The organism is Oceanobacillus senegalensis (assembly GCF_900176885.1).
In the GTDB taxonomy this organism is placed as follows: Bacteria; Bacillota; Bacilli; order Bacillales; family Amphibacillaceae; genus Oceanobacillus; species Oceanobacillus senegalensis.
In genome coordinates this window covers 3380227-3405616 of record NZ_LT839648.1, presented here as the reverse complement: position 1 = coordinate 3405616, position 25390 = coordinate 3380227, and the positions used below count along the sequence as shown (strand labels likewise).

The following is a 25390-nucleotide window of genomic DNA, read 5'->3' as shown; positions in this document are numbered from 1 at the left end:
GTTACTTTGGAGGATACGATGGATGTCTTATGAAAAAGTGACGCAAGTTAAAGCTCACTTGATAATTGGAACAAAGCAATCACTAAAAGCCATGAAGAATGGGGAAGTTAGTGAAGTGTTCATTGCTGACGATGCTGACAGCCATGTGACACAAAAAGTTGCTAGTTTAGCGAAAGAGCTTGATATACCTTGTAAACGCGTAGCTTCCAAAAGAAAGCTTGGTGTTGCATGTGGTATTGAAGTTAGCGCATCTGCAGTAGCGGTTAAAAATAAGTGAAGACAGTGGAAATCTCCACTAGATTTTTTTGCTAAAAAATGAACCGCCTGGATGTGTGGTATTACAAATTAATATATAAATAATCTAGTTATTAAGATTATTGATAAATTTTGTATCAGAAGGGAGGAAAAATAAATGCCTACAATTAATCAACTTGTACGTAAAGGTCGAGTTAGCAAACCTAAAAAAGCTAATTCTCCAGCACTTAACAAAGGTTATAACAGTTTCAAAAAGTCACTAACTAATCAAGACTCTCCACAAAAACGTGGTGTTTGTACTCGTGTTGGTACGTTGACTCCTAAAAAACCAAACTCTGCATTACGTAAATATGCACGTGTTCGTTTATCAAACAACATGGAAGTTACAGCCTATATCCCAGGAATTGGGCACAACCTACAAGAACACAGTGTTGTACTACTTCGTGGTGGTCGTGTTAAAGACTTACCAGGGGTACGTTACCACATTGTTCGTGGTGCTCTTGACACTGCAGGTGTAGAAGGACGTATGCAAAGTCGTTCTAAATACGGAACTAAAAAACCGAAAGAGAAAAAATAAATATTAAATTCAACTCAGAAAGGAGGATAACTCATGCCTCGTAAAGGTCCAGTACCAAAGCGCGATGTATTACCAGATCCGCTGTACAACTCAAAATTAGTTACTCGCTTGATTAACCAAATTATGGTTGATGGGAAGCGCGGTAAAGCACAAAAGATTCTTTATAAAGCATTTGAACTTGTTCAAGAAAGAAGTGGACAGAATCCAATGGAAATTTTTGAACAAGCGATGAAAAATGTTATGCCAGTTCTTGAAGTTCGTGCACGCCGTGTTGGTGGTTCAAACTACCAAGTGCCGGTAGAAGTACGTCCAGAAAGACGTCAAGCACTAGGGTTACGTTACATTGTAAACTATTCACGCCTACGCGGTGAGAAAACAATGGAAGAACGTCTTGCTAACGAAATTCTAGACGCATCTAACAATACTGGTGCTTCTGTTAAGAGACGTGAAGAAATGCATAAAATGGCTGAAGCTAACAAAGCATTTGCTCACTATCGTTGGTAATAGAAATCTAAGTAAACTTTCTAATAGAAAGGAGAAAAATACATGGCTAGAGAGTTCTCCTTGGAAAAGACGCGTAATATCGGGGTTATGGCCCACATTGATGCGGGTAAAACGACAACTACCGAACGTATTCTTTTCTATACAGGACGTATTCATAAAATTGGAGAAACACACGAAGGTGCTTCACAAATGGACTGGATGGAGCAGGAGCAAGAACGTGGTATTACAATCACATCCGCTGCGACAACAGCTCAGTGGAAAGGATATCGTATCAACATCATTGATACACCAGGACACGTAGACTTCACAGTTGAAGTTGAACGTTCATTACGTGTACTTGATGGTGCAGTTACCGTTCTTGACGCGCAATCTGGTGTAGAACCTCAAACAGAAACCGTTTGGCGCCAGGCTACAACATATGGTGTTCCAAGAATTGTATTCATTAATAAAATGGATAAGGTTGGTGCAGACTTCCTTTATTCAACAAGCACTTTGTCTGACCGTTTAGGTGCTAATGCACATCCAGTACAGTTACCGATTGGTGCGGAGGATCAGTTTGAGGGGATTATTGATTTAGTCTCCATGCAAGCATATTATTATGCAGACGATTTAGGTACTCGTGCTGATGCTCGTGAAATTCCTGCTGAATACAAAGATAAAGCCGAAGAATTACGTACTAGCTTAATCGAAGCTGTAGCAGAAACAGATGAAGATCTTATGATGAAATATCTAGAGGGCGAAGAGCTTTCAAATGATGAAATCAAACAAGCTATTCGTAAAGCTACTCTAAATGTAGAATTTTACCCAGTCTTCTGTGGTTCAGCATTTAAAAACAAAGGTGTTCAATTAATGTTAGATGGTGTTATTGACTATCTTCCTGCTCCAACTGATGTTGCAGACATCGAAGGTATTGTACCAGGAACAGAAGAGCAAGTAACACGCCCATCTGATGATAATGCACCATTCTCTGCATTAGCATTTAAAGTAATGACTGACCCTTATGTTGGTAAACTTACTTTCTTCCGTGTATATTCTGGAACATTAGATTCAGGGTCATACGTGAAGAATTCTGTGAAAGATAAACGTGAACGTGTAGGTCGTATTCTACAAATGCATGCGAACTCTCGTGAAGAAATCTCTACGGTTTATTCTGGTGAGATTGCTGCTGCGGTCGGTTTGAAAGACACTGCTACCGGGGATACCCTCTGTGATGAAAAGAACCTAGTAATTCTAGAGTCTATGGAATTCCCTGATCCTGTTATCTCTGTAGCTATAGAACCTAAAACAAAAGCAGACCAAGATAAAATGGGTATTGCATTAGGTAAGCTAGCAGAAGAAGATCCAACATTTAAGACGGAGACTAATACAGAAACTGGTCAAACAATTATATCAGGTATGGGTGAACTACACCTGGATATCATTGTTGATCGTCTAAAACGTGAATTTAAAGTTGAAGCTAATGTTGGTGCGCCTCAGGTTGCATACCGTGAAACATTCCGTGCTACAGCTGAAGTTGAAGGGAAATTCGTTCGTCAGTCTGGTGGACGTGGACAATACGGTCACGTTTGGGTCAAATTTGAACCAAACGAAGAAGGTGCAGGATTTGAATTTGTAAATAAAATTGTTGGTGGTGTTGTACCACGTGAATACATCCCATCTGTTCAACAAGGTATTGAAGAAGCGATGGAAAATGGTGTATTAGCTGGGTATCCATTAATTGATATTAAAGCTACGTTATATGATGGTAGTTATCATGATGTTGACTCGAACGAAATGGCGTTTAAAGTAGCTGCCTCCATGGCATTGAAAGCAGCTAAGAACAAATGTAACCCAGTAATCCTTGAACCAATTGAGAAAGTTGAAATTGTTGTTCCTGAAGAATATATGGGTGATATCATGGGTGATGTTACATCACGTCGAGGCCGTGTAGAAGGTATGGAAGCTCGCGGTAATGCCCAAGTAATTAAAGCATTTGTGCCACTTTCTGAAATGTTCGGGTATGCTACAGCATTACGTTCTAACACTCAAGGACGTGGAACATATTCTATGCATTTTGATCACTATGAAGAAACACCTAAATCAATCTCTGAGGAAATTATTAAGAAAAACGCTGGAGAATAATTGATTTTTTAAGTGATCTAAAGTATAACTTGTAGTGAATGCTAAGAAATAATGATTCATTATTTCTTAGTTACACATAAATTTTAAAAAAACTTTTATTTATTTAAAGGAGGAACTATAAATGGCTAAAGAAAAATTCGATCGTTCGAAAAGTCACGTTAACATTGGAACAATTGGACACGTTGACCATGGTAAAACTACTTTAACTGCTGCAATTACAACTGTAATGCATAAGAAATCTGGTAAAGGTTCTGCAATGGCGTATGACCAAATTGACGGTGCTCCAGAAGAAAAAGAACGTGGAATCACAATCGCGACTTCTCACGTTGAGTATGAAACAGATACTCGTCACTATGCTCACGTTGACTGCCCAGGTCACGCTGACTATGTTAAAAACATGATCACTGGTGCTGCGCAAATGGACGGAGCTATTCTAGTAGTATCTGCTGCTGATGGTCCAATGCCACAAACTCGTGAACATATCCTATTATCACGTAACGTTGGTGTACCTTCAATCGTAGTATTCTTAAACAAAGTAGACATGGTTGATGATGAAGAATTACTAGAATTAGTAGAAATGGAAGTTCGTGACCTACTAACTGAATATGACTTCCCTGGTGATGATGTACCAGTTATCAGTGGTTCTGCACTTAAAGCACTTGAAGGTGATGACAAATATGAACAAGCAATTGTTGACCTAATGGCTGCAGTTGATGAATATGTTCCAACTCCTGAACGTGACAATGACAAACCATTCATGATGCCAGTTGAGGATGTATTCTCAATCACTGGTCGTGGTACAGTTGCAACAGGTCGTGTTGAACGTGGACAAGTTAAAGTTGGTGACGAAGTTGAAATTATCGGTATTGCAGAAGAATCTGGTAAGACTACTGTAACTGGTGTTGAAATGTTCCGTAAGCTTCTTGATTATGCAGAGGCTGGAGATAACATCGGTGCTTTACTTCGTGGTGTAGCTCGTGAAGATATTAACCGTGGACAAGTGTTAGCTAAACCTGGTTCAATCACACCACATACTAACTTCAAAGCTGAGGTATATGTACTATCTAAAGATGAAGGTGGACGTCACACTCCATTCTTCTCAAACTATCGTCCACAGTTCTACTTCCGTACTACAGATGTAACTGGAGTTATCAATCTTCCAGAAGGAACTGAAATGGTTATGCCTGGAGATAATACGGAAATGATAGTTGAACTAATTGCTCCAATCGCTATCGAAGACGGTACTCGCTTCTCTATCCGTGAAGGTGGACGTACTGTTGGATCAGGCGTTGTAACTGAGATCATTAAATAATGATTTGATTGAACAGGTAATGCACTAGCATTACCTGTTTTTTTATTGATCTTTTGTTACTTTTAAATTTTATCCGCAGTCTTCTATGCAGAACAACAATCTATCAGAGGACATACGTTAAATAAGTGGTATCAGATTAAGTACTTGGACGTAACTAATAAAATATATTCCTAACATGTTTAAAATATTCCTATAAACTCTTGCAATTGTTGATTTACCTATGTATAATATCTAGATGTGTGACCGATAGGTACGTAAAAGATTAGGTTGCATTGACCAATCGCTTTTGTTATACTATTAATGTTGGTCATAAAAGCGATGATGTGAGAGGTTGTTGGCACACCCGGCCCCTTTGCCATGGCTGGTTGTCCAAGAAATTTTCACGGAGAATGTCTATAATAATATAGGCGTAATAAAGGAGGGAAAATAATGGCAAAAGAAAAAATCAGAATCCGTTTGAAAGCATATGATCACCGTGTTTTAGATCAGTCAGCTGTAAAAATAGTAGATACTGCGAAACGTTCTGGAGCTAATGTATCTGGTCCAATTCCACTACCTACAGAGAAATCAGTTTATACAGTCTTACGTGCGGTTCATAAATATAAGGATTCACGTGAACAATTCGAAATGCGTACACATAAACGTCTAATCGACATTGTTGATCCAACACCAAAAACAGTTGATTCGTTAATGCGTCTTGACTTACCATCTGGTGTAGATATAGAAATCAAACTATAAAATAGAGTTAAACTAGGAGGTGTAACGGATGACGAAAGGAATCTTAGGTCGTAAAATCGGCATGACTCAGCTATTCACAGACAATGGAGAATTAATTCCAGTAACTGTTATCCAAGCTGAGCCAAACGTAGTTCTACAAAAAAGAACAGTAGAAAATGATGGTTATAAAGCACTACAATTCGGTTTTGCAGATAAAAAGGAATCACGTACTAATAAAGCGGAAAAAGGTCATGCTGAAAAAGCAAACACAGCCCCTAAGCGCTACGTTCGTGAAATCCGTAACGCAAATCTTGACGAATATGAAGTAGGTCAGGAAATTAAGGTTGATATTTTTGAAGCTGGTGAGAAAGTTGATGTTACCGGAACTTCCAAAGGTAAAGGATTCCAAGGTGCGATTAAACGTCACGGACAACAACGTGGTCCAATGACTCACGGTTCTCACTACCACAGATCGCCAGGTTCAATGGGTTCCATCGACGGTATGCGTGTATTCAAAGGTAAAAAATTACCTGGACATATGGGCTCTAACCAAGTAACTATTCAAAACCTTGAAATTGTAAGTGTAGATACTGAGAAAAATCTATTATTGGTTAAAGGTAATGTACCTGGTGCCAAAAAATCTTATGTTAAAGTAACAAGTGCGATTAAAGGTAACTAATCATACAAACGAAGGGAGGATATGTCATGCCTAAAGTAGCACTATTGAAACAAGATGGAAGTAACGCAGGAGACTTCGAGTTAAATGATGCAGTATTTGGTATTGAGCCGAACACACATGTTTTACACGAAGCGGTAGTTATGCAAAGAGCATCTTTAAGACAAGGTACTCATGATGTTAAAAATCGTTCTGAAGTACGTGGCGGTGGTCGTAAACCATGGCGTCAAAAAGGAACAGGCCGTGCTCGTCAAGGGTCAATCCGTTCTCCACAATGGGTAGGCGGTGGAACTGTATTCGGTCCTACACCTCGTAGTTACAGCTACAAACTACCTAAGAAAGTGCGTCGTTTAGCCGTTAGATCTGCTTTATCTTCTAAAGTAAAAGAAGAAAGCTTAATTGTTTTAGAGGGGATTTCAATTGACACTCCAAAAACAAAAGAAGTTATTAAAATGCTAGACGCATTAAATGTAAATGAAAAAGCAATTATTGTTACTGCTGCTAAAGATGAAGTTGTTGCTCGTTCAGCAAACAACCTTCAATCCGTGAAAGTATTAACAGTTGAGGAACTTAATGTTTTAGACTTGCTTACGCATGACAAGCTAATCTTAACAAAAGATGCAGCTGATAAAGCAGGGGAGGTGCTTGCATAATGAAAGACCCACGTGATATTATTAAGCGCCCGGTCATTACTGAACATTCTGCTGACTTAATGGCGGAAAAAAAATACACATTTGAAGTATCCCCTAAAGCAAATAAAACAGAAATCAAAGATGCAATTGAATCAATCTTTGGTGTTAATGTTGTTAAGGTAAACACATTGAACTTAAAAGGTAAATTTAAGCGTATGGGGCGATATGGTGGATACCGTCCAAATCGCAAAAAAGCTATCGTTCAATTATCTACTGATAGCAAAGAATTAGATTTCTTTGAGGCTTAAAAACTAGTAATTACAAAAGGAGGGAAATAAGATGGCGATTAAAAAGTACAGACCAACATCCAACGGTCGTCGTAATATGTCTGTATCTGATTTTGGAGAAATCACTACAGATCAACCAGAAAAATCCCTTTTAAGTCCGTTGCACAAACGTGGAGGACGTAATAATCAAGGGAAATTAACTGTTCGTCATCATGGTGGCGGTCATAAGCGTCAATATCGTATTATTGACTTCAAACGCAACAAAGATGGAATACCAGGACGCGTTGCTACGATTGAATATGATCCAAACCGTACAGCTAACATTGCGTTAATTAACTATGTTGATGGTGAAAAACGTTATATATTAGCTCCGAAAGGACTACAAGTAGGTCAAGAAGTTCTTTCAGGTGAAAATGCGGATATTAAACTAGGTAATGCACTACCATTAGCTAACATTCCTGTAGGTACAGTGATTCATAATGTTGAATTGAAACCAGGGAATGGCGGACAACTTGCACGTTCTGCTGGTTCTGAAGCACAAATTCTTGGACGTGAAGGGAAATATACCTTAGTTCGTTTGGCATCTGGTGAGACTCGTTTAATCCTTAGTACGTGTCGTGCAACAATCGGTCAAGTAGGGAATGTTGAACATGAATTACTTCGTGTTGGTAAAGCAGGACGTTCACGCTGGTTAGGTAAACGCCCAACTGTACGTGGATCTGTTATGAACCCTAACGATCACCCACACGGTGGTGGTGAAGGTCGTGCACCAATCGGACGTAAGTCACCAATGTCACCTTGGGGCAAACCTACTCTTGGTTACAAGACACGTCAACGTAATAAACCGTCTGATAAGTATATTGTACGTAAACGTAAAAAATAATCGGAAATAGCAGACGGGAGATAGACCCGTCTCACACTTCTGGAAGGAGGTTTATCCATGGGTCGTAGTTTGAAAAAAGGACCTTTTGCAGATGACCATTTAATGAAAAAGATTGACGGATTAAACGAAAGTGACAAAAAGCAAGTAGTTAAAACTTGGTCACGTCGTTCAACAATCTTTCCACAATTCGTAGGTCATACTATTGCGGTATATGATGGGCGTAAACACGTTCCTGTATATATTACCGAAGATATGGTCGGACATAAATTAGGTGAATTCGCACCAACTCGTTCATACAGAGGGCATGCTGGTGACGATAAGAAAACAAAACGTTAATGAGAGGAGGCCTATCACATGCAAGCTAAAGCCGTTGCAAAAACAGTTCGTATTGCTCCTCGTAAAGTTCGTTTAGTTGTTGATCTAATTCGAGGAAAAGACGTTGGTGAAGCAGTTGCAGTTTTACGACACACACAACGTGGTGCTTCTCCAGTTGTAGAGAAAGTATTGAAGTCTGCTATTGCAAATGCAGAACACAATTATGAAATGGACCCAGATAATCTAACGATTTCTGAAGCATATGTAAACGAAGGTCCGACATTGAAACGTTTCCGTCCACGTGCTCAAGGACGTGCAAGTAGAATAAATAAACGCACTAGCCACATTACAGTGGTTGTAACAGAAAAGAAGGAGGGATAGTTAGTGGGTCAAAAGGTAAATCCAACTGGTCTTCGTATCGGCGTTATTAAAGACTGGGAATCAAAATGGTATGCTGGAAAAGACTATGCAGACTTATTACATGAAGATATTAAGATTCGTGAATATCTTGAAAACCGCTTGAGGATTGCTGCTGTATCTTCTATTGAAATTGAACGTGCAGCTAATCGCGTAAATATTACTATCCATACTGGTAAACCAGGTATGGTAATTGGTAAAGGCGGTTCTGAAGTAGAAGCTCTACGTAAATCATTAAACGCATTAACTGGTAAAAGAGTACACATTAACATTGTTGAAGTTAAAAAAGTTGATTTAAATGCTAAACTAGTTGCAGATAACATTGCTCGTCAATTAGAAAACCGTATTTCATTCCGTCGCGCACAAAAGCAAGCTATCCAACGTGCAATGCGTGCTGGTGCAAAAGGGGTTAAAACAATGGTATCTGGACGACTTGGCGGAGCGGACATTGCTCGTGCAGAACACTACAGTGAAGGAACAGTTCCACTACACACTTTACGTGCTGATATCGACTATGGAACAGCAGAAGCAGACACTACTTACGGTAAGTTAGGTGTTAAAGTGTGGATCTATCGTGGAGAAGTCCTTCCAACTAAAAATGAAAAATAAAGGAAGGGGGCAAATGTATTATGTTAATGCCTAAACGTGTAAAACATCGTAAACAACATCGTGCTAAATTGTCTGGTAAAGCAAAAGGTGGTACTTCCGTATCATTCGGCGAATACGGCGTTCAAGCAGTAGAACCTGCTAGAATTACTAGTCGTCAAATCGAGGCTGCTCGTATTGCGATGACTCGTTATATGAAACGTGGCGGTAAAGTTTGGATTAAAATCTTCCCAGATAAGCCGTATACTAAAAAACCCCTAGAAGTACGTATGGGTTCTGGTAAAGGTGCTCCTGAAGGTTGGGTAGCAAACGTGAAACCAGGAAAAATTATGTTTGAAATCGCAGGTGTTCCTGAAGAAGTTGCACGTGAAGCGTTGCGTCTTGCTTCTCATAAACTACCGATCAAAACTAAATTTGTAAAACGTGAAGAAATTGGTGGTGAAAACAATGAAGGCTAATGAAATTAGAGATCTAACCACTGCCGAAATTGAACAAAAAGTAAAATCGTTAAAAGAAGAACTATTTAATTTACGTTTTCAATTAGCTACTGGCCAATTAGAAAACACTGCACGTATTCGTGAAGTAAGAAAAGCTATTGCGCGTATGAAAACTGTTATTCGTCAACGTGAAATAAACGTTAATTAATTGATTCAAGAGAGGAGGTTAGCCTCATATGACTGAACGTAATAATCGTAAAGTTTATACTGGTCGTGTTGTTTCAGATAAAATGGATAAAACAATTACAGTTGTTGTTGAAACATATAAAAACCATAAATTATATGGTAAACGCGTTAAATATTCTAAGAAATTTAAAACGCATGATGAGAATAACCAAGCAAAAGTTGGAGATATAGTACGCATCATGGAAACTAGACCACTTTCAGCTACAAAACGTTTCCGTCTAGTTGAAGTTGTAGAAGAAGCAGTAATTATATAATAAGTCGGATTTTCAAGATGTCCGAAGGGAGGTCACAGTGTTATGATTCAACAAGAAACTAGTTTAAAAGTTGCTGATAACTCTGGTGCTCGTGAATTGTTAGCCATTAAAGTTTTAGGTGGCTCAGGTCGTAAAACAGCTAATATTGGTGATGTTATCGTTTGTACCGTAAAACAAGCAACACCAGGAGGCGTTGTCAAAAAAGGTGATGTTGTAAAAGCTGTTGTTGTACGTAGTAAATCTGGTGCTCGCCGTAAAGATGGATCATATATTCGTTTTGATGAAAATGCTGCCGTAATTGTACGTGACGATAAAAGTCCAAGAGGAACACGTATTTTTGGACCTGTTGCGCGTGAATTACGTGATGCTAAATTCATGAAAATCGTATCTCTAGCTCCAGAAGTTCTATAAGCTTATAAATTGACTTGTCAAGGAGGTGCGTAAAGCATGCATGTCAAAAAAGGTGATAAAGTAAAAGTATTATCTGGCAAAGATCGTGGTAAAGAGGGAGTAATTCTCGAAGCTTACCCTAAAAAAGAACGTGTTCTTGTAGAAGGAGTTAACATGATTAAAAAACACGCAAAGCCTTCTCAAGAAAACCCACAAGGTGGAATCTTAAACATTGAAGCACCTATCCATGTTTCCAATGTGTTACCAATAGATCCTAAATCCGGTGAGCCAACTCGTGTTGGACACGAAGTACGTGACGGAAAGAAAGTCCGAATCGCTAAAAAGTCCGGTGAACCTTTAGATAAATAATACGCTAACGGAAGGAGGGCGACATGATGAATCAATTACAACAACAATATAAAGATGAGATCGTTCCATCTTTAATGAATAAATTCAACTATAAATCTGTTATGCAAGTACCAAAGATTGAAAAAATCGTTATCAACATGGGTGTTGGTGATGCAGTTCAAAATTCAAAAGCATTAGATAATGCTGTTGAAGAACTATCATTAATTTCTGGTCAAAAACCACTTATCACTCGTGCGAAGAAATCTATTGCTGGATTCCGTCTACGTGAAGGGATGCCTATCGGTGCGAAAGTAACTCTTCGCGGTGAACGCATGTATGAATTCCTACAAAAGCTAATTGGAGTATCACTTCCACGTGTACGTGACTTCCGTGGGATCTCTAAAAAAGCCTTTGATGGTCGTGGTAACTATACATTAGGCGTTAAAGAACAACTAATTTTCCCAGAAATTGATTACGATAAAGTAAATAAAGTTCGTGGTATGGATGTCGTTATCGTTACAACATCTAATACTGATGAAGAAGCTCGTGAACTTTTAAGTCAGTTAGGCATGCCTTTCCAAAAATAAGTTAAGAGCTAAATAAGGAGGGAAAATTGTGGCTAAAAAATCAATGGTTGCGAAACAAAAACGCCCACAAAAATATCAAGTACGTGAATATACACGCTGTGAACGCTGTGGTCGTCCACACTCTGTAATTCGTAAATTTAAACTTTGCCGTATTTGTTTCCGTGAACTTGCCTATAAAGGTCAAATTCCTGGTGTCAAAAAAGCAAGTTGGTAATCCCCAATTCGGGAAGGAGGTATTTTAGTAATGACTATGACAGATCCAATTGCAGATATGCTTACTCGTATTCGTAATGCAAACGTGGTTAAACATGAAAAATTAGAACTACCGTCTTCAAAAATCAAGCAAGAAGTTGCTGATATTCTTAAACGTGAAGGATTCGTTAAAGACTATGAAGTAATCGAAGATAATAAACAAGGTGTTCTACGAATTTTCCTTAAGTACGGTCCAAATGAGGAGAAAGTTATAACTGGTCTTAAACGTATCAGTAAACCAGGCTTACGTGTATATGCTAAAGCTAATGAAGTACCTCGTGTACTAAATGGTCTAGGTATTGCTATCGTTTCAACTTCAAAAGGAGTGCTTTCAGATAAAGAAGCACGTTCTCAAGCAGTTGGCGGCGAAGTATTAGCATACGTTTGGTAATTAATTGTTAAATAGAGGAGGTGCAATGAATGTCTCGTATAGGATTTAAACCAATTGAAATTCCTGAAGCTGTAGAAGTTAAGCTTGATGGAAATACAATTACTGTTAAAGGCCCTAAAGGTCAACTTACAAGAGAATTAGTTCGTGATATGAAAATCATTTTAGAAGGTAATGTTCTTACTGTTGAAAGACCTACAGATAGTAAAGAACACCGTGCATTACATGGTACTACTCGTAGTTTGATTAACAACATGGTTGAGGGTGTAAGTAAAGGCTTTGAGAAAAAACTTGAAATTATCGGGGTTGGTTACCGTGCACAAAAACAAGGCAACAAAGTTGTAATTAATGCAGGTTATTCACATCCGGTTGAAATAGATGCAATCGACGGAATTGAGATTGAAGTGCCTAAGAACACAGAACTTACTGTGAAAGGTATTGATAAACAATTAGTTGGTGCTGTTGCATCAAATATTCGTGCGATTCGTCCACCAGAGCCATATAAAGGTAAAGGTATTCGTTATGTTGATGAATATGTACGTCGTAAAGAAGGTAAAACTGCTAAGTAAGATTAGTTAGGGAGCAGAAAGGAGTGACCTAGATGATCACAAAACCTGACAAAAACGTTATTCGCAAAAGAAGACACAACCGTGTACGTAAAAATGTTACAGGTACTGCTGAGCGTCCACGTTTAAACATATATCGTTCAAATAAGCATATCTATGCACAATTAATTGATGATGTTAAAAATGTAACAGTTGCAAGTGCTTCTACAAATGATAAAGAACTTAATGTTGAATCAACTGGTAACGTTGAAGCAGCAAAACAAGTCGGTGAATTGATTGCTAAACGTGCCCAAGAAAATGGATTTAAATCAGTTGTATTTGATCGTGGCGGATATCTTTATCATGGACGTGTTAAAGCGTTAGCAGATTCTGCCCGTGAGGCAGGATTAGAATTTTAATATAAAAAGGAGGGAACCGAAAAAATGAGAGCAAATATTGATGCGAACAAACTAGACATTGAAGAACGCGTTGTTGCGGTAAATCGTGTTGCAAAAGTTGTTAAAGGTGGACGTAATTTTCGTTTCGCTGCATTAGTTGTTGTTGGTGATAAAAATGGCCATGTAGGTTTTGGTACTGGTAAAGCACAAGAAGTACCTGAAGCGATTAAAAAGGCTGTTGATGATGCTAAAAAGAATTTAATTAGAGTACCAATAGTTGGAACTACTATCCCTCATGAAGTACATGGACGATTTGGTTCCGGAAAAGTATTAATGAAACCCGCGGCAGAGGGTACTGGAGTTATCTCTGGTGGGCCAGCTCGTGCTGTCTTGGAGCTTGCAGGTGTTGGCGATATTCTTACTAAATCCTTAGGTGCAAATACACCAATCAATGTCATCCGCGCTACAATGGAAGGTCTTGGTCAGCTAAAACGTGCTGAAGACGTAGCCAAATTGCGTGGAAAGTCTATTGAAGAACTGTTAGGATAATAAGGAGGGAAATATTATGTCTAAAAAATTAGAGATCACCCTCACACGGAGTGTTATTGGCAGAAAAGATAAACAAGTTAAAACTGTTGAAGCGTTAGGTCTTAAAAAGATTCGCCAATCCGTTGTTTTAGAAGATACTCCATCCGTACGTGGTATGATTACGAAAGTATCTCATCTTGTAGAGGTTAAGGAAGTTTAATAAATATAAGTTTAAAGAGGAGGTGCCCTGAATGAAACTGCATGAATTAAAAGCTGCAGAAGGAACTCGTAAGAACAGAAACCGTGTTGGTCGTGGTCCTTCATCCGGTAATGGTAAAACTTCCGGTAGAGGTCACAAAGGTCAAAAAGCTCGTTCTGGTGGCGGCGTACGTCCTGGATTTGAAGGTGGACAAATGCCTCTATTCCAACGTTTACCTAAACGTGGTTTTACAAATATCAATCGTAAAGAATATGCTATCGTTAATTTAGAAGCATTAAATCGTTTTGAAGATGGTACTGAAGTTACTCCTGAGCTATTACTAGAAGAAGGTATCGTTAGCAAATTTAAGGCAGGCATTAAAGTGCTTGGTAAAGGTGCTATCGATAAGAAACTAACAGTTAAAGCTCATAAGTTCTCTAGTTCTGCAAAAGAATCTATTGAGGCAGCGGGCGGTAAGACTGAGGTGATCTAATGTTTCGGACACTCTCCAATTTTTGGCGTGTTGCTGATATTAGACGGAAAATACTATTTACATTATTGATGTTGGTTATCTTCCGTCTAGGTACATTTATACCTGTACCATTCACTAATAATGAAGCTATTGACTTCATGAATAGTCAACAAAATGTATTTGGCTTTTTGAATACATTTGGTGGCGGGGCGTTACAGAACTTTTCTATTTTTGCAATGGGGATCATGCCATACATTACAGCATCGATCATCATGCAATTATTACAGATGGATGTCGTTCCTAAGTTTACAGAGTGGAAAAAGCAAGGTGAAATGGGACGAAAAAAACTTGCTCAGTTCACCCGCTATTTCACAGTAGTATTAGCATTTATTCAAGCAATTGCAATGTCTATCGGATTTAACGCACTTGCTGGTGGATTATTAATAGAGAATCCTAACTTTGTTAAATTCCTTGTTATAGCAATTGTGTTAACTGCAGGTACAGCATTCTTAATGTGGTTAGGTGAACAAATTACAGCACATGGTGTTGGAAATGGAATCTCCATTTTAATTTTCGCTGGTATACTAGCTGCAGTGCCAAATGGGGTCATGCAATTGTATAGTCAGTATTTTATCAATCCTGGAGAACAATTGTTTATCAATATAATCATAGTTGCTTTAATTGCCTTGGTAGCAGTTGCGGTTACGGTTGGTGTAATCTATGTCAACCAGGCTTTAAGAAAGATTCCTGTTCAATATGCAAAAAAACTTGTCAATCGTTCTCCGGTTGGTGGGCAATCAACTCACTTACCATTAAAAGTTAATGCTGCAGGGGTTATTCCAGTAATCTTTGCTATTGCATTTATTATAGCACCGAGCACGGTTGCCAGTTTCTTTGAAGGGCAAGTTGCAGCAACTATTGCACAAATATTTGATTACACACAGCCAATTGGTATGGTGATATATGTTGCTTTAATTATTGCTTTCACGTATTTCTATACATTTGTTCAAGTTAATCCAGAGCAAATGGCGGAAAACTTACAAAAGCAAGGTGGATATATACCTGGGATTAGACCTGGTCATAATACGGAGACTTATTTAACAAGGGTTATCAATCGATTAACGTTTGTTGGATCTATTTTCTTGGCTGCTGTTTCCGTATTACCTATTATTCTAGGTGGTCTTGCTAATCTACCGACCGCAGTACAAATCGGCGGCACAAGTTTACTAATCGTTGTAGGTGTTGCGTTGCAAACCATGAAGCAACTTGAAGGACAATTAGTGAAACGTCACTACAAAGGATTTATTAAGTAATTTCCTGCTGCCAATAGAGAGCGAGGGAAAAAGATGAACTTAATATTAATGGGATTGCCTGGTGCTGGTAAAGGCACACAGGCGGATAAAATTAATAGTAAATACAATATCCCTCATATTTCTACAGGGGATATGTTCCGATTAGCAATAAAAGAAGGTACAGAGCTCGGAAAGAAAGCAAAAGAATATATGGATCAAGGGGAGCTTGTTCCGGATGAAGTAACAATCGGAATTGTTAAAGAGCGTTTAAGTAAAGACGATTGTAATAATGGTTTCTTGTTAGATGGCTTCCCAAGAACAATTGCTCAAGCAGAAGCTTTGCAGGAACTTTTATCTGAATTAGGTCAGTCCATTGATCATGTAATACATGTAGATGTACCGGAAGAAAAATTAGTGGAGCGTCTAACTGGTCGTAGAATTTGTCCAACATGTGGTTCTGCATATCATGTCATTTTTAATCCCCCTAAAGAAGTGGGAGTTTGTGACAAAGATGGAGCACAATTAATCCAACGAGATGATGACAAAGCAGAAACGGTTAAAACACGTTTATCCGTAAATGTTGAGCAAACACAACCGTTACTTGATTTTTACGATGCAAAAGGATATCTTGTTAAAGTAAATGGAGATCAAGAGATTGATGAAGTTTTCCAAGATATTCAAGGTTTCCTTGATAAATAAACACAGTTATTTACGAGATACAGTGAATAGATGCATTTCATTTTGTTTATCGTTATAATAAATGTGTTGATATAGGAAAACTCATGTAAGACTTTTAATAAAAGTGACACAGGTAAATGAACCTTTTATGGTGACAATCAAACTATAGCCTAAGTGCAGGTGATCTTGTTGAACGAAGGTGCTCACATTCCGCTTGTAGGTCAAGTTGTTCGTGTTCTGAATGGACGTGAAGCGGGTCAGCATATGATTATTATTGAACCATTGGATGACCGTTTTGTCTTACTAGCAGATGGGGAAAAGCGAAAAACAAATCGACCAAAGAAAAAGAATGTACAACATATAGAGTTGATGGATTATGTTTCCCCAGAAGTCCGAAATAGCCTTCTAGAAACTGGTCGTGTCACAAATGGGAAATTACGATTTGCCTTATCCAAGTTTATGAGTGAGATTGTGACTGAACTGAAGAAGGGAGATCTACACGATGGCGAAAGATGATGTAATTGAAGTCGAAGGTACCGTAACTGAAACATTGCCTAATGCGATGTTTAATGTTGAACTTGAGAACGGCCATACAATATTGGCTCATGTTTCTGGTAAAATCCGTATGCACTTTATTCGTATTTTACCAGGTGATAAAGTAACGGTTGAACTTTCTCCATATGACTTATCAAGAGGACGAATTACGTACCGTTATAAATAGACTCTCTCCATGTTAAAGGAGGTAAAACTGATGAAAGTAAGAGCATCTGTAAAACCGATATGCGAAAAATGTAAAGTAATTAAGCGTAAAGGTAAAGTAATGGTGATTTGTGAAAATCCTAAACATAAACAAAAACAAGGTTAATCAAGGAGGTGCAAAAGGTTAATGGCACGTATTGCAGGTATTGATATTCCACGTGAAAAACGTGTAGTAATTTCATTAACGTATATCTATGGTATCGGTAAGTCAACTGCACAGAAAGTCCTTAAAGAAGCTGGCGTTTCAGAAGACACTCGTGTACGTGATTTAACAGAGGACGAATTAGGAAACATTCGTAAAATCGTTGATCAATATACAATTGAAGGTGACCTTCGTCGTGAAGTATCACTTAATATCAAGCGTCTAATGGAAATCGGTTCTTACAGAGGTCTTCGTCATCGTCGTGGTTTACCAGTTCGTGGACAAAAGACAAAAAACAACTCACGTACTCGTAAAGGCCCACGTAAAACTATGGCTAATAAGAAAAAATAAGAAAAGGAGGTATAAAGAATGGCACGTAAAACAAATACACGTAAACGTCGCGTGAAAAAGAATGTTGAATCCGGAGTTGCACACATCCGTTCTACCTTTAATAACACTATTGTAACGATTACTGACAAACAAGGTAATGCAATCGGCTGGAGTTCTGCTGGTGCGTTAGGTTTCAAAGGATCTCGTAAGTCTACACCATTTGCTGCACAAATGGCTGCTGAAACAGCTGCAAAATCCGCAATTGAAAATGGTATGAAGACTCTAGAAGTTACAGTTAAAGGTCCAGGAGCTGGACGTGAAGCTGCAATCCGTTCACTTCAAGCAGCTGGTTTAGAAGTTACTGCTATTGTGGATGTAACACCAGTTCCTCATAATGGTTGTCGCCCACCAAAACGTCGTCGTGTTTAATTTTACCGTATAGAATTTGTCACCCTGTCTATAATGGGTTATGATAGCTAAATATTAGTGATTATACATCACTTACAGCATCGAAGATAAACCAGTACGTAAAATAAAAGGTAGCGCAGAAACGCCAACTGCCTATTTGGGGAATTTCGGTTAGACTATGGTCTAGCCGGGGTTTCGACGTTTTAAAGGAGGGTTTTATTTTAATGATCGAAATTGAAAAACCAAAAATTGAAACGGTTGAAATTAGCGAGGATGCTACATTTGGAAAATTCGTAGTCGAACCGCTTGAACGTGGATATGGTGCCACTTTAGGAAACTCCTTGCGTCGTATCTTACTGTCCTCACTTCCAGGTGCTGCTGTTACATCCGTTCAAATCGATGGGGCACTACATGAGTTTTCAGCGATTGATGGTGTTGTGGAAGATGTAACTCAAATAGTTTTAAATCTAAAAAAATTAGCTTTGAAAATCTATTCGGATGAACCAAAAACATTGGAACTTGATGTTCAAGGTGAAGGCAAAGTTACTGCACGGGATTTCACTTATGATAGTGATGTAGAAGTTCTTAATCCAGATCTATACATTGCTACATTAAATAGTAAAGGTAACTTGCATATGAAAGTTACAGCAGAGCGTGGTCGAGGCTATCGTCCAGCAGACGAGAATAAACGAGAAGAACAAGCAATTGGAGTAATTCCAATTGATTCTATTTTTACGCCTGTGTCACGAGTGACTTATCAGGTAGAAAACACCCGTGTTGGGCAAGATGCAAACTTTGATAAGTTGACATTAGATATTGCAACGGATGGAAGTATTCGTCCTGAAGAGGCAATTTCCTTAGGTGCAAAAATCATTACGGAACATTTTAATATTTTCGTAGGATTAACAGATGAAGCACAAAATGCTGAGATTATGGTAGAAAAAGAAGAAGATCAAAAAGAAAAAGTAATGGAAATGACTATTGAAGAATTGGACTTATCTGTTCGTTCTTACAACTGTCTAAAACGTGCTGGAATTAATACTGTTCAAGAACTTGCGAATAAATCGGAAGAAGATATGATGAAGGTACGTAACTTGGGTCGTAAATCCCTAGAGGAAGTAAAAGTTAAATTAGATGAGCTTGGTCTAGGTTTACGAGAAGATGACTGATTAATATCACAGTCACCTAGAGTCTTTAATAAGGGAGGGTTAGTCCATGGCTAGAAAATTAGGACGTACAACAGATGCCCGTATGGCACTTCTACGTAACCTTGCTTCTGATTTAATTATTCATGAACGCATTGAAACAACAGAAGCCAAGGCAAAGGAATTAAAATCTATTGTCGATAAAATGATTACATTAGGTAAACGTGGTGATCTTCATGCACGCCGTCAAGCAGCTGCATTTCTTTATAATAAAGAAACGGATGATGAGAACAATGTAGTTCAAAAATTATTTGATGACGTTGCTGCGCGTTATGAAGAAAGACAAGGTGGATATACACGTGTACTTAAGCTTGGTGAACGCCAAGGTGATGGTGCAAAAATGGCTATCATTGAATTAGTTTAATGATGCAACATGCGGCAAGGGCAGGACTCAAATCTCTTATGAGGTGATTCCAAGCCCTTTTTTTGTACAGTTATAGAGCATAGTTAATTTAGATATAGTATATTTATAATCTCTGTACCAGGATTTCAGGGGGACGATGATATGTCGAACAAGTTAATAGAGTTTAGAAATGTGTCCTTTCGTTATAGTGAGAATGGGCCCTGGGTATTAAATGATGTCTCATTTCAGATCGGAGAGAATGAATGGGTCGCCATTATTGGGCATAATGGTTCTGGAAAATCAACCATTGCAAAACTAATCAATGGATTGCTTTTTCCCCAAGAGGGTGAAATCCTGATAGCAGGAAAAAAGGTTACAGAAGACACGGTATGGGATATACGTAAGGAAGTTGGTATGGTGTTTCAAAATCCAGATAATCAGTTTGTTGGAGCAACTGTGCAGGATGATGTAGCTTTTGGAATGGAAAACCGCGGAGTTCCAAGAGAAGAAATGCTCAACCAAATCGATTCCACGTTAAAGGCAGTTGGTATGCAAGACTATAGAATGACAGAACCACATCGTCTTTCTGGAGGACAGAAACAACGTGTTGCTATTGCGAGTGTATTAGCCATATCTCCAAAGGTTTTAGTGTTAGATGAAGCGACTGCTATGCTAGACCCAAATGGTCGTAAAGAAATATTAAAGACTGTATCCCAGTTACAGAGTAAGCAAGAACTTGCACTCATTACTATTACGCATGATTTAGATGAAATTGCTCAAGCCGATCGGGTAATTGTTATGAACGAGGGTGAACGATGGATGGAGTCTGAACCAAGGAATGTCTTTTCTAAAATGGATGAATTAAGGGAGATTGGACTAGATGTTCCTTTTGTAGCGATACTTGCCAATGAGTTAAAGAAAATTGGGGTATCCATTTCGAAAGAGCCCTTAAACCATGAAGAGTTGTTGGAGGACCTATGGACATTAAATTCGAAAACGTAACCTATATTTATCAGCATAATTCGCCATTTGAACACAAAGCATTAGAGGATGTATCCTTTCATATTAAATCAGGGTCGTTTGTAGCGATTGTTGGGCATACTGGTTCAGGTAAATCAACGCTAATAAGCCATTTAAACGGTCTTTCTATTCCTACGAAGGGAAAGGTTCGAATAGGGGACTATTCGTTATCGAAAGAGAAGAAACCAAATAACATGAAGGAATTACGTAGTCGAGTTGGAGTCGTTTTTCAGTACCCTGAGCATCAATTGTTTGAGGAAACAGTTAAGAAGGATATTGCATTTGGCCCGGACAATTTCGGTGTTTCTAAGGAGGAAATAGAAAAACGCATTCAATCCATTGTTCCTGCTGTCGGATTACCGCAGGACGTCCTTGACCGTTCACCATTTGATTTAAGTGGTGGACAGATGCGTCGTGTTGCTATTGCAGGCGTTTTGGCTGTAAATCCCGATATTTTAGTATTAGATGAACCTACTGCAGGATTAGACCCACGTGGTCAAAAGGAAATAATGGATATGTTTTATAAATTACACTATGAAAAGGGACTAACTACGGTATTAGTAACCCATAGCATGGAGGATGCTTTAAAATATGCGGACCATGTGATTATTTTAAATAAGGGCATGAAGTATATGGAGGGTAAACCAGAGGAAGTATTTACTCAAAAGGAAGCACTACATAAGGTGCAACTAGATGTTCCCGAAATTGTTAGTTTTTTAAACCGTTTCAATGAAAAATACAGTACTTCACTTTTGTATGAAAAGCAATCCATGAAAGAGCTTGCCTTTCAAATAAGGGAAGCTTTGATGGGAGTTGAGTCCTCGTGAATAACTCCCTCATTATTGGACAATATGTTCCTGGGAAATCGTTTGTACATCGCTTGGATCCACGGACAAAAATAACAATCATTTTTTTCTATGTATTTATTGTCTTTTTTGCAAATAATATTCCTAGTTATGGTATTTTAGTTTTATTTGCGTTAAGTAGTATGTTTACATCAAGGGTTCCCATTCGCTTTATATTGAAAGGATTAACTCCTGTTTGGATCCTCATTATATTTACCTTTATTTTGCATTTATTTGTAACTAAAGAAGGAACGGTGATTTTTGATTACTGGATATTTGAGTTTTATTCTGGTGGTGTTATTCAAGGGTTTGCTATATCGTTACGTTTCTTTTTACTAATACTAGTAACCTCTCTATTGACACTAACCACGACACCGATTGAAATAACGGATGCTATTGAGGATATGCTGGATCCTTTGAATAAGATAAAGTTCCCAGTACATGAATTAGCCCTCATGATGTCTATATCCTTAAGATTTATACCTACTTTAATGCAAGAAACAGATAAAATATCAAGGGCACAAGCATCACGTGGAGTAGACTTTAGAACAGGCCCAGTAAAAGAGCGAATTAAAGCTGTAGTCCCTTTACTCGTTCCGCTATTTGTAAGTGCATTTAAACGCGCAGAAGAGCTTGCTATGGCCATGGAAGCACGAGGGTATCAAGGAGGACATGGAAGATCTAAGTTAAGGGAGTTAAAAATAGATTCTATTGATGTGGTTGCTTATATTATATTTATTATTGTAATAGTCATATTATTTTATACAAGAAACTATGGGTAAGAAAGGCTGTTGTTATGGAAAGACTAAAATGCACCTTACAATATGATGGTTCATCATTTTATGGTTTTCAAATTCAGCCGGATAAACGTACCATTCAAGGTGAAATGGAAAAAGTTTTAACAAGAATGCATAAGGGGCAAGTAACACGTATAGTAGGCTCAGGACGTACGGATGCTGGAGTGCATGCCATGGGACAGGTTATTCATTTTGATTCATTCCATACAATCCCTGAATTAAACTGGCAAAAGGCTTTGAATACACAGTTGCCAGATGATATATATATAGACAAGGTAGAGAAGGTCTCTACTGATTTTCATGCTAGGTATGATGCGGTAGAAAAGGAATACCATTATTACGTCTTAAATGATCACATACCGGATATTTTTAAGCGCAACTATATGTACCATTTTCCATATCCATTAAACATCGAGCAAATAAATGCTGCTTGTCGATATTTAGAAGGAACACATGATTTTACGACTTTTTCATCTCCAAAGGCAACAGTGAAAGGAAATAAGGTTCGTACCATTTACCATGCATCTTGTAAAAAAAATGGTACTATAATAGAGTTTATATTCCGTGGAAGCGGATTTTTATATAATATGGTAAGAATTATGGTTGGTGTACTTTTAGATGTAGGACAGGGTAAACGTAGTCCTAGTGATATTCTGGATCTAATAGAAAAAAAAGATCGCCGGTTTGCAGGAAAAACGATAGATCCACAGGGATTATATTTATGGCAAGTTCAATACGGGTAAAATACCGAAAAATAGTGGATTAACTTGACAACAGACCCTGATGTGTTATATTATGATTTATGGCATTTTACTTCTTAAAAACCATGATTAGCCCCGGAAACTAATTATGTTTAAGAATTAAAAATAAATGGAAACGACTTATGAATTATGGAGGGAAATATATCATGCGCACAACTTTCATGGCGAATGAAAACAATATTGAACGCAAATGGCTTGTTGTGGATGCGGAAGGCCAACGTCTTGGTCGTCTAGCGAGTGAAGTTGCTGCAATCCTTCGCGGAAAGCATAAACCAACTTACACACCACACGCTGACACTGGAGATCATGTAATTATCATTAATGCAGAAAAGATTGAATTAAGTGGAAACAAATTAAACGATAAAATGTATTATAACCACTCAGGACATCCAAGTGGAATGAGAGTGCGTTCTGCAAACGAAATGCGCTCTAAATATACGGAAGAAATGATTGAACGTACTATTAAAGGTATGCTACCAAAAGGACCTTTAGGCCGTAGAATGGGTAAAAAGCTACATGTATTTAGAGGTTCTGAGCATAATCATCAAGCACAAAAACCAGAAGTTTATGAGCTTCGTGGGTAATTAAAGGAGGTAAATGATTTTGGCACAAGTACAATATTATGGAACAGGTCGTCGTAAAAAGTCAACTGCTCGTGTACGTTTAGTACCAGGTACAGGTAACATTAAAATTAATGGTCGTGATGCAAGAGACTATTTCCCATATGAAACACAACTTCTAATTCTAAACCAGCCTTTAGCTGCTACTGAAACAGAAGGAACATATGACGTTTTAGTTAACGTTGATGGTGGAGGTTTCACTGGCCAAGCTGGTGCTATCCGCCATGGAATTGCTCGCGCGTTATTACAAGCAGATCCTGAATATCGCTTAACATTGAAGCGTGAAGGATTCCTAACTCGTGATGCTCGTATGAAAGAGCGTAAGAAATACGGTCTTAAAGGCGCTCGTCGTGCACCACAATTCTCAAAACGTTAAGATTTCAACGTTTCAAGACTCTTTTCACTTCGGTGGAGAGGGTCTTTTTAATTGGTAAAAAAGTGGCTCTAAAATAAAGGGTGGGGTTTTAATGGCTCTAAAATATGTGTTGGGGTTTTAATAAAATTTAAGCATAAAAAAACACGCAAGCTCCTATATCCTTTAAACTTGAATTGACGAGAAACAAGTGGATAGGAGTTGCGTGTATATGTATTTTAACATGAAATTACCTGGATTAGAAGAAATGAAAATAACGAAAACAGAGGAGATAGAGGGATCCTTTCATATTCATGTTCAGTTGCCAAAAAAACCTCATAAATGCCCTTCTTGTGGGGAGATAACAGAGCGTATTCATGATTATCGAGTGCAAAAAATTCAGCATTTAAAATTGTTTGAACGTAGAACCTATATTTTTTATCGTAAGCGTCGTTATAGGTGTGAGTGTGGAAAGAGGTTTGTAGAAAACAATAATATTGTCTATCGTTATCAGCGACATACGGTGGAATGGAATCAGGCGTTAGGTTTTCGAGTGATAAAGGGGAAGAATTTCAAGGATACTGCTGCCCAATTTCATACGTCATCCAATACAGCTATGCGACGTTTTGATAACGTATCAGCTGGTAAATTACGTGAGGTTAAAGCTCTGCCACGGGTAATAGCGATCGATGAATATAAGGGCGATACAAATAAAGGTAAATATCAAACCATTATCGGTAATGGTGAGACAGGTGAGCCTTTGGATATTCTTCCTGATCGGTCCGTAAAAACGGTGAAAAAGTATCTACAGGAAAAGGGAGAAAAAGTAGAAATAGTCATTATGGATATGAGTCATAGCTTTAAATCAGCTGTTCAACAAGCATTGGGGAATCCTATTATTATAGCGGATCGATTTCATTTCTGTCGTTATATTTATTGGGCACTCGAACGTGTGCGAAGACGAGTTCAAAAAGAATTCCACCCTTATGATCGTAAAAAGTGCAAGCGAATGAAGCATGTATTTTATAAGCATTATGAAGCCCTTAGCGCAAAACAACATTGGTACTTAGAAAGATATTTAGGGTTATCAGAAGATTTGAGAACAGCTTATGGGTTAAAAGAATCTTATCGAACTTGGTTTGAAGAAGCAAAGAAAATAGGAAAAGATAATATGAAAGAGGTTAAAGAAGGGCTGTATCAGTTTTATACGCAAGTAAAAGATGCGGGTTTAGAGGAATTTGAAAAAGCGATACAGACGCTACAAAATTGGCAACCTGAAATATTGAACAGCTTTGCCTTTGGGTATAGTAATGGGTTTATTGAAGGATTGAATAATCAAACAAAGGTTATCAAGAGAAATGCCTTTGGATTCAAGAGATATGATCGATTGAGATTAAGGGTATTATTACACCATCAATTTAAATCCGTAGCCAATTCAATAGGTTAAAGGGGTAGGAGCTAATAGCCCCACCCCAACATTTGACTTAGAACC

42 protein-coding genes are annotated in these 25390 nt (G+C 38.1%); all 42 read left to right on the top strand.

The window, feature by feature from the left end; all coding sequences use genetic code 11:
• Positions 1-22: 22 nt before the first annotated feature.
• Complete coding sequence (locus tag CAO17_RS16480) at positions 23-277, top strand: ribosomal L7Ae/L30e/S12e/Gadd45 family protein (RefSeq protein ID WP_085993691.1); 255 nt, start codon at positions 23-25, stop codon at positions 275-277.
• Positions 278-412: 135 nt separating this feature from the next.
• A complete protein-coding gene (rpsL, locus tag CAO17_RS16475) occupies positions 413-832 on the top strand; it encodes a 30S ribosomal protein S12 (RefSeq protein ID WP_085993690.1) in 420 nt (139 codons plus the stop codon).
• A 33-nt stretch (positions 833-865) separates the two neighbouring features.
• Positions 866-1336 carry a 30S ribosomal protein S7 gene (gene rpsG / locus CAO17_RS16470; RefSeq protein ID WP_085993689.1) on the top strand — a complete coding sequence of 157 codons (471 nt, stop codon included), beginning with the start codon at positions 866-868 and terminating at the stop codon, positions 1334-1336.
• A 42-nt stretch (positions 1337-1378) separates the two neighbouring features.
• Positions 1379-3457: an elongation factor G gene (fusA, locus tag CAO17_RS16465; RefSeq protein ID WP_085993688.1), complete on the top strand. Its 2079-nt coding sequence runs from the start codon at positions 1379-1381 to the stop codon at positions 3455-3457.
• 121 nt (positions 3458-3578) lie between these two features.
• Entirely contained in the window at positions 3579-4769 is a 1191-nt protein-coding gene (gene tuf, locus CAO17_RS16460) for an elongation factor Tu (RefSeq protein ID WP_085993687.1), read from the top strand.
• A 429-nt stretch (positions 4770-5198) separates the two neighbouring features.
• Positions 5199-5507, top strand: a complete 309-nt coding sequence (gene rpsJ / locus CAO17_RS16455) for a 30S ribosomal protein S10 (protein WP_085993686.1) — start codon at positions 5199-5201, stop codon at positions 5505-5507.
• 28 nt (positions 5508-5535) lie between these two features.
• A complete protein-coding gene (rplC, locus tag CAO17_RS16450; protein ID WP_085993685.1) occupies positions 5536-6165 on the top strand; it encodes a 50S ribosomal protein L3 in 630 nt (209 codons plus the stop codon).
• A 26-nt stretch (positions 6166-6191) separates the two neighbouring features.
• A complete protein-coding gene (gene rplD, locus CAO17_RS16445) occupies positions 6192-6815 on the top strand; it encodes a 50S ribosomal protein L4 (protein WP_085993684.1) in 624 nt (207 codons plus the stop codon).
• Complete coding sequence (rplW, locus tag CAO17_RS16440) at positions 6815-7102, top strand: 50S ribosomal protein L23 (RefSeq protein WP_085993683.1); 288 nt, start codon at positions 6815-6817, stop codon at positions 7100-7102. The genes rplD and rplW overlap by 1 nt, the downstream gene beginning before the upstream one ends.
• A gap of 31 nt (positions 7103-7133) precedes the next feature.
• A complete protein-coding gene (gene rplB, locus CAO17_RS16435; protein ID WP_085993682.1) occupies positions 7134-7964 on the top strand; it encodes a 50S ribosomal protein L2 in 831 nt (276 codons plus the stop codon).
• A gap of 57 nt (positions 7965-8021) precedes the next feature.
• On the top strand, positions 8022-8300 hold the full coding sequence (gene rpsS, locus CAO17_RS16430; protein WP_085993681.1) for a 30S ribosomal protein S19: 279 nt from the start codon (positions 8022-8024) through the stop codon (positions 8298-8300).
• Positions 8301-8318: 18 nt separating this feature from the next.
• Positions 8319-8660 (top strand): 50S ribosomal protein L22, encoded by a 342-nt coding sequence (rplV, locus tag CAO17_RS16425; RefSeq protein WP_085993680.1) that lies wholly within the window; start codon positions 8319-8321, stop codon positions 8658-8660.
• A gap of 3 nt (positions 8661-8663) precedes the next feature.
• Complete coding sequence (rpsC, locus tag CAO17_RS16420) at positions 8664-9305, top strand: 30S ribosomal protein S3 (protein WP_085993679.1); 642 nt, start codon at positions 8664-8666, stop codon at positions 9303-9305.
• Between the two features lie 20 nt (positions 9306-9325).
• Positions 9326-9760 carry a 50S ribosomal protein L16 gene (gene rplP, locus CAO17_RS16415; RefSeq protein ID WP_085993678.1) on the top strand — a complete coding sequence of 145 codons (435 nt, stop codon included), beginning with the start codon at positions 9326-9328 and terminating at the stop codon, positions 9758-9760.
• Positions 9750-9947, top strand: coding sequence for a 50S ribosomal protein L29 (rpmC, locus tag CAO17_RS16410; RefSeq protein WP_085993677.1), 198 nt, complete (start codon positions 9750-9752; stop codon positions 9945-9947). Before rplP ends, rpmC begins: the two co-directional genes overlap by 11 nt.
• Before the next feature lie 28 nt (positions 9948-9975).
• Positions 9976-10239, top strand: a complete 264-nt coding sequence (gene rpsQ, locus CAO17_RS16405; protein WP_085993676.1) for a 30S ribosomal protein S17 — start codon at positions 9976-9978, stop codon at positions 10237-10239.
• A gap of 42 nt (positions 10240-10281) precedes the next feature.
• On the top strand, positions 10282-10650 hold the full coding sequence (gene rplN, locus CAO17_RS16400) for a 50S ribosomal protein L14 (RefSeq protein ID WP_085993675.1): 369 nt from the start codon (positions 10282-10284) through the stop codon (positions 10648-10650).
• A gap of 36 nt (positions 10651-10686) precedes the next feature.
• Positions 10687-10998 carry a 50S ribosomal protein L24 gene (rplX, locus tag CAO17_RS16395; RefSeq protein WP_085993674.1) on the top strand — a complete coding sequence of 104 codons (312 nt, stop codon included), beginning with the start codon at positions 10687-10689 and terminating at the stop codon, positions 10996-10998.
• A gap of 26 nt (positions 10999-11024) precedes the next feature.
• Positions 11025-11564, top strand: a complete 540-nt coding sequence (gene rplE / locus CAO17_RS16390) for a 50S ribosomal protein L5 (RefSeq protein WP_085993673.1) — start codon at positions 11025-11027, stop codon at positions 11562-11564.
• A gap of 28 nt (positions 11565-11592) precedes the next feature.
• Positions 11593-11778, top strand: coding sequence for a type Z 30S ribosomal protein S14 (locus tag CAO17_RS16385; RefSeq protein WP_047185890.1), 186 nt, complete (start codon positions 11593-11595; stop codon positions 11776-11778).
• A 30-nt stretch (positions 11779-11808) separates the two neighbouring features.
• Positions 11809-12207 carry a 30S ribosomal protein S8 gene (gene rpsH, locus CAO17_RS16380; protein WP_085993672.1) on the top strand — a complete coding sequence of 133 codons (399 nt, stop codon included), beginning with the start codon at positions 11809-11811 and terminating at the stop codon, positions 12205-12207.
• Positions 12208-12236: 29 nt separating this feature from the next.
• Positions 12237-12773: a 50S ribosomal protein L6 gene (gene rplF, locus CAO17_RS16375; protein WP_085993671.1), complete on the top strand. Its 537-nt coding sequence runs from the start codon at positions 12237-12239 to the stop codon at positions 12771-12773.
• Between the two features lie 32 nt (positions 12774-12805).
• Positions 12806-13168: a 50S ribosomal protein L18 gene (gene rplR / locus CAO17_RS16370; protein WP_085993670.1), complete on the top strand. Its 363-nt coding sequence runs from the start codon at positions 12806-12808 to the stop codon at positions 13166-13168.
• A 24-nt stretch (positions 13169-13192) separates the two neighbouring features.
• A complete protein-coding gene (gene rpsE / locus CAO17_RS16365) occupies positions 13193-13696 on the top strand; it encodes a 30S ribosomal protein S5 (protein WP_085993669.1) in 504 nt (167 codons plus the stop codon).
• Positions 13697-13712: 16 nt separating this feature from the next.
• Positions 13713-13895 carry a 50S ribosomal protein L30 gene (gene rpmD, locus CAO17_RS16360; protein ID WP_085993668.1) on the top strand — a complete coding sequence of 61 codons (183 nt, stop codon included), beginning with the start codon at positions 13713-13715 and terminating at the stop codon, positions 13893-13895.
• 31 nt (positions 13896-13926) lie between these two features.
• On the top strand, positions 13927-14367 hold the full coding sequence (rplO, locus tag CAO17_RS16355) for a 50S ribosomal protein L15 (RefSeq protein WP_085993667.1): 441 nt from the start codon (positions 13927-13929) through the stop codon (positions 14365-14367).
• The gene (gene secY, locus CAO17_RS16350) at positions 14367-15659 is read left to right on the top strand and encodes a preprotein translocase subunit SecY (protein WP_085993666.1); all 1293 of its coding nucleotides are present in this window, start codon (positions 14367-14369) and stop codon (positions 15657-15659) included. Before rplO ends, secY begins: the two co-directional genes overlap by 1 nt.
• A gap of 33 nt (positions 15660-15692) precedes the next feature.
• Positions 15693-16337 carry an adenylate kinase gene (locus CAO17_RS16345; protein ID WP_085993665.1) on the top strand — a complete coding sequence of 215 codons (645 nt, stop codon included), beginning with the start codon at positions 15693-15695 and terminating at the stop codon, positions 16335-16337.
• Between the two features lie 168 nt (positions 16338-16505).
• A complete protein-coding gene (locus tag CAO17_RS16340) occupies positions 16506-16832 on the top strand; it encodes a KOW domain-containing RNA-binding protein (RefSeq protein WP_085993664.1) in 327 nt (108 codons plus the stop codon).
• On the top strand, positions 16819-17037 hold the full coding sequence (gene infA / locus CAO17_RS16335; RefSeq protein ID WP_085993663.1) for a translation initiation factor IF-1: 219 nt from the start codon (positions 16819-16821) through the stop codon (positions 17035-17037). The genes CAO17_RS16340 and infA overlap by 14 nt, the downstream gene beginning before the upstream one ends.
• Positions 17038-17067: 30 nt before the next feature.
• Positions 17068-17181, top strand: a complete 114-nt coding sequence (rpmJ, locus tag CAO17_RS16330) for a 50S ribosomal protein L36 (protein WP_010095733.1) — start codon at positions 17068-17070, stop codon at positions 17179-17181.
• A 21-nt stretch (positions 17182-17202) separates the two neighbouring features.
• Positions 17203-17568: a 30S ribosomal protein S13 gene (gene rpsM / locus CAO17_RS16325; RefSeq protein ID WP_085993662.1), complete on the top strand. Its 366-nt coding sequence runs from the start codon at positions 17203-17205 to the stop codon at positions 17566-17568.
• A gap of 18 nt (positions 17569-17586) precedes the next feature.
• Entirely contained in the window at positions 17587-17976 is a 390-nt protein-coding gene (rpsK, locus tag CAO17_RS16320; protein WP_085993661.1) for a 30S ribosomal protein S11, read from the top strand.
• 203 nt (positions 17977-18179) lie between these two features.
• Positions 18180-19124, top strand: a complete 945-nt coding sequence (locus CAO17_RS16315) for a DNA-directed RNA polymerase subunit alpha (protein ID WP_085993660.1) — start codon at positions 18180-18182, stop codon at positions 19122-19124.
• A gap of 46 nt (positions 19125-19170) precedes the next feature.
• Entirely contained in the window at positions 19171-19524 is a 354-nt protein-coding gene (rplQ, locus tag CAO17_RS16310) for a 50S ribosomal protein L17 (protein ID WP_085993659.1), read from the top strand.
• Between the two features lie 141 nt (positions 19525-19665).
• Positions 19666-20505, top strand: coding sequence for an energy-coupling factor ABC transporter ATP-binding protein (locus CAO17_RS16305; RefSeq protein ID WP_085993658.1), 840 nt, complete (start codon positions 19666-19668; stop codon positions 20503-20505).
• Complete coding sequence (locus tag CAO17_RS16300; RefSeq protein WP_085993657.1) at positions 20481-21350, top strand: energy-coupling factor ABC transporter ATP-binding protein; 870 nt, start codon at positions 20481-20483, stop codon at positions 21348-21350. The genes CAO17_RS16305 and CAO17_RS16300 overlap by 25 nt, the downstream gene beginning before the upstream one ends.
• Positions 21347-22150 carry an energy-coupling factor transporter transmembrane component T family protein gene (locus CAO17_RS16295; protein ID WP_085993656.1) on the top strand — a complete coding sequence of 268 codons (804 nt, stop codon included), beginning with the start codon at positions 21347-21349 and terminating at the stop codon, positions 22148-22150. Before CAO17_RS16300 ends, CAO17_RS16295 begins: the two co-directional genes overlap by 4 nt.
• A gap of 14 nt (positions 22151-22164) precedes the next feature.
• Complete coding sequence (gene truA, locus CAO17_RS16290) at positions 22165-22908, top strand: tRNA pseudouridine(38-40) synthase TruA (RefSeq protein ID WP_085993655.1); 744 nt, start codon at positions 22165-22167, stop codon at positions 22906-22908.
• A gap of 164 nt (positions 22909-23072) precedes the next feature.
• Positions 23073-23510 (top strand): 50S ribosomal protein L13, encoded by a 438-nt coding sequence (gene rplM / locus CAO17_RS16285; protein ID WP_085993654.1) that lies wholly within the window; start codon positions 23073-23075, stop codon positions 23508-23510.
• Between the two features lie 19 nt (positions 23511-23529).
• Entirely contained in the window at positions 23530-23922 is a 393-nt protein-coding gene (gene rpsI, locus CAO17_RS16280; RefSeq protein WP_085993653.1) for a 30S ribosomal protein S9, read from the top strand.
• A 202-nt stretch (positions 23923-24124) separates the two neighbouring features.
• On the top strand, positions 24125-25345 hold the full coding sequence (locus CAO17_RS16275; protein ID WP_085991018.1) for an ISL3 family transposase: 1221 nt from the start codon (positions 24125-24127) through the stop codon (positions 25343-25345).
• Positions 25346-25390 lie beyond the last annotated feature (45 nt).

Bases quoted from the DNA above. Each gene is read 5' to 3' on its own strand.
- CAO17_RS16305 (WP_085993658.1), top strand. From the start codon at position 19,666: ATGTCGAACAAGTTAATAGAGTTTAGAAATGTGTCCTTTCGTTATAGT.
- fusA (WP_085993688.1), top strand. From the start codon at position 1,379: ATGGCTAGAGAGTTCTCCTTGGAAAAGACGCGTAATATCGGGGTTATG.
- rpsQ (WP_085993676.1), top strand. From the start codon at position 9,976: ATGACTGAACGTAATAATCGTAAAGTTTATACTGGTCGTGTTGTTTCA.
- rpsJ (WP_085993686.1), top strand. From the start codon at position 5,199: ATGGCAAAAGAAAAAATCAGAATCCGTTTGAAAGCATATGATCACCGT.
- rplC (WP_085993685.1), top strand. From the start codon at position 5,536: ATGACGAAAGGAATCTTAGGTCGTAAAATCGGCATGACTCAGCTATTC.
- tuf (WP_085993687.1), top strand. From the start codon at position 3,579: ATGGCTAAAGAAAAATTCGATCGTTCGAAAAGTCACGTTAACATTGGA.
- rpmJ (WP_010095733.1), top strand. From the start codon at position 17,068: ATGAAAGTAAGAGCATCTGTAAAACCGATATGCGAAAAATGTAAAGTA.
- rpsK (WP_085993661.1), top strand. From the start codon at position 17,587: ATGGCACGTAAAACAAATACACGTAAACGTCGCGTGAAAAAGAATGTT.
- rplW (WP_085993683.1), top strand. From the start codon at position 6,815: ATGAAAGACCCACGTGATATTATTAAGCGCCCGGTCATTACTGAACAT.
- rpsS (WP_085993681.1), top strand. From the start codon at position 8,022: ATGGGTCGTAGTTTGAAAAAAGGACCTTTTGCAGATGACCATTTAATG.
- rplO (WP_085993667.1), top strand. From the start codon at position 13,927: ATGAAACTGCATGAATTAAAAGCTGCAGAAGGAACTCGTAAGAACAGA.
- rpsE (WP_085993669.1), top strand. From the start codon at position 13,193: ATGAGAGCAAATATTGATGCGAACAAACTAGACATTGAAGAACGCGTT.
- rplV (WP_085993680.1), top strand. From the start codon at position 8,319: ATGCAAGCTAAAGCCGTTGCAAAAACAGTTCGTATTGCTCCTCGTAAA.
- CAO17_RS16345 (WP_085993665.1), top strand. From the start codon at position 15,693: ATGAACTTAATATTAATGGGATTGCCTGGTGCTGGTAAAGGCACACAG.
- CAO17_RS16300 (WP_085993657.1), top strand. From the start codon at position 20,481: ATGGACATTAAATTCGAAAACGTAACCTATATTTATCAGCATAATTCG.
- rpsL (WP_085993690.1), top strand. From the start codon at position 413: ATGCCTACAATTAATCAACTTGTACGTAAAGGTCGAGTTAGCAAACCT.
- rplR (WP_085993670.1), top strand. From the start codon at position 12,806: ATGATCACAAAACCTGACAAAAACGTTATTCGCAAAAGAAGACACAAC.
- rplD (WP_085993684.1), top strand. From the start codon at position 6,192: ATGCCTAAAGTAGCACTATTGAAACAAGATGGAAGTAACGCAGGAGAC.
- rpmD (WP_085993668.1), top strand. From the start codon at position 13,713: ATGTCTAAAAAATTAGAGATCACCCTCACACGGAGTGTTATTGGCAGA.
- rpsM (WP_085993662.1), top strand. From the start codon at position 17,203: ATGGCACGTATTGCAGGTATTGATATTCCACGTGAAAAACGTGTAGTA.
- rplX (WP_085993674.1), top strand. From the start codon at position 10,687: ATGCATGTCAAAAAAGGTGATAAAGTAAAAGTATTATCTGGCAAAGAT.
- CAO17_RS16315 (WP_085993660.1), top strand. From the start codon at position 18,180: ATGATCGAAATTGAAAAACCAAAAATTGAAACGGTTGAAATTAGCGAG.
- rplF (WP_085993671.1), top strand. From the start codon at position 12,237: ATGTCTCGTATAGGATTTAAACCAATTGAAATTCCTGAAGCTGTAGAA.
- rplN (WP_085993675.1), top strand. From the start codon at position 10,282: ATGATTCAACAAGAAACTAGTTTAAAAGTTGCTGATAACTCTGGTGCT.
- infA (WP_085993663.1), top strand. From the start codon at position 16,819: ATGGCGAAAGATGATGTAATTGAAGTCGAAGGTACCGTAACTGAAACA.
- rplQ (WP_085993659.1), top strand. From the start codon at position 19,171: ATGGCTAGAAAATTAGGACGTACAACAGATGCCCGTATGGCACTTCTA.
- rpsH (WP_085993672.1), top strand. From the start codon at position 11,809: ATGACTATGACAGATCCAATTGCAGATATGCTTACTCGTATTCGTAAT.
- rpmC (WP_085993677.1), top strand. From the start codon at position 9,750: ATGAAGGCTAATGAAATTAGAGATCTAACCACTGCCGAAATTGAACAA.
- secY (WP_085993666.1), top strand. From the start codon at position 14,367: ATGTTTCGGACACTCTCCAATTTTTGGCGTGTTGCTGATATTAGACGG.
- rplB (WP_085993682.1), top strand. From the start codon at position 7,134: ATGGCGATTAAAAAGTACAGACCAACATCCAACGGTCGTCGTAATATG.
- rpsG (WP_085993689.1), top strand. From the start codon at position 866: ATGCCTCGTAAAGGTCCAGTACCAAAGCGCGATGTATTACCAGATCCG.
- rplE (WP_085993673.1), top strand. From the start codon at position 11,025: ATGAATCAATTACAACAACAATATAAAGATGAGATCGTTCCATCTTTA.
- rplP (WP_085993678.1), top strand. From the start codon at position 9,326: ATGTTAATGCCTAAACGTGTAAAACATCGTAAACAACATCGTGCTAAA.
- rplM (WP_085993654.1), top strand. From the start codon at position 23,073: ATGCGCACAACTTTCATGGCGAATGAAAACAATATTGAACGCAAATGG.
- CAO17_RS16480 (WP_085993691.1), top strand. From the start codon at position 23: ATGTCTTATGAAAAAGTGACGCAAGTTAAAGCTCACTTGATAATTGGA.
- truA (WP_085993655.1), top strand. From the start codon at position 22,165: ATGGAAAGACTAAAATGCACCTTACAATATGATGGTTCATCATTTTAT.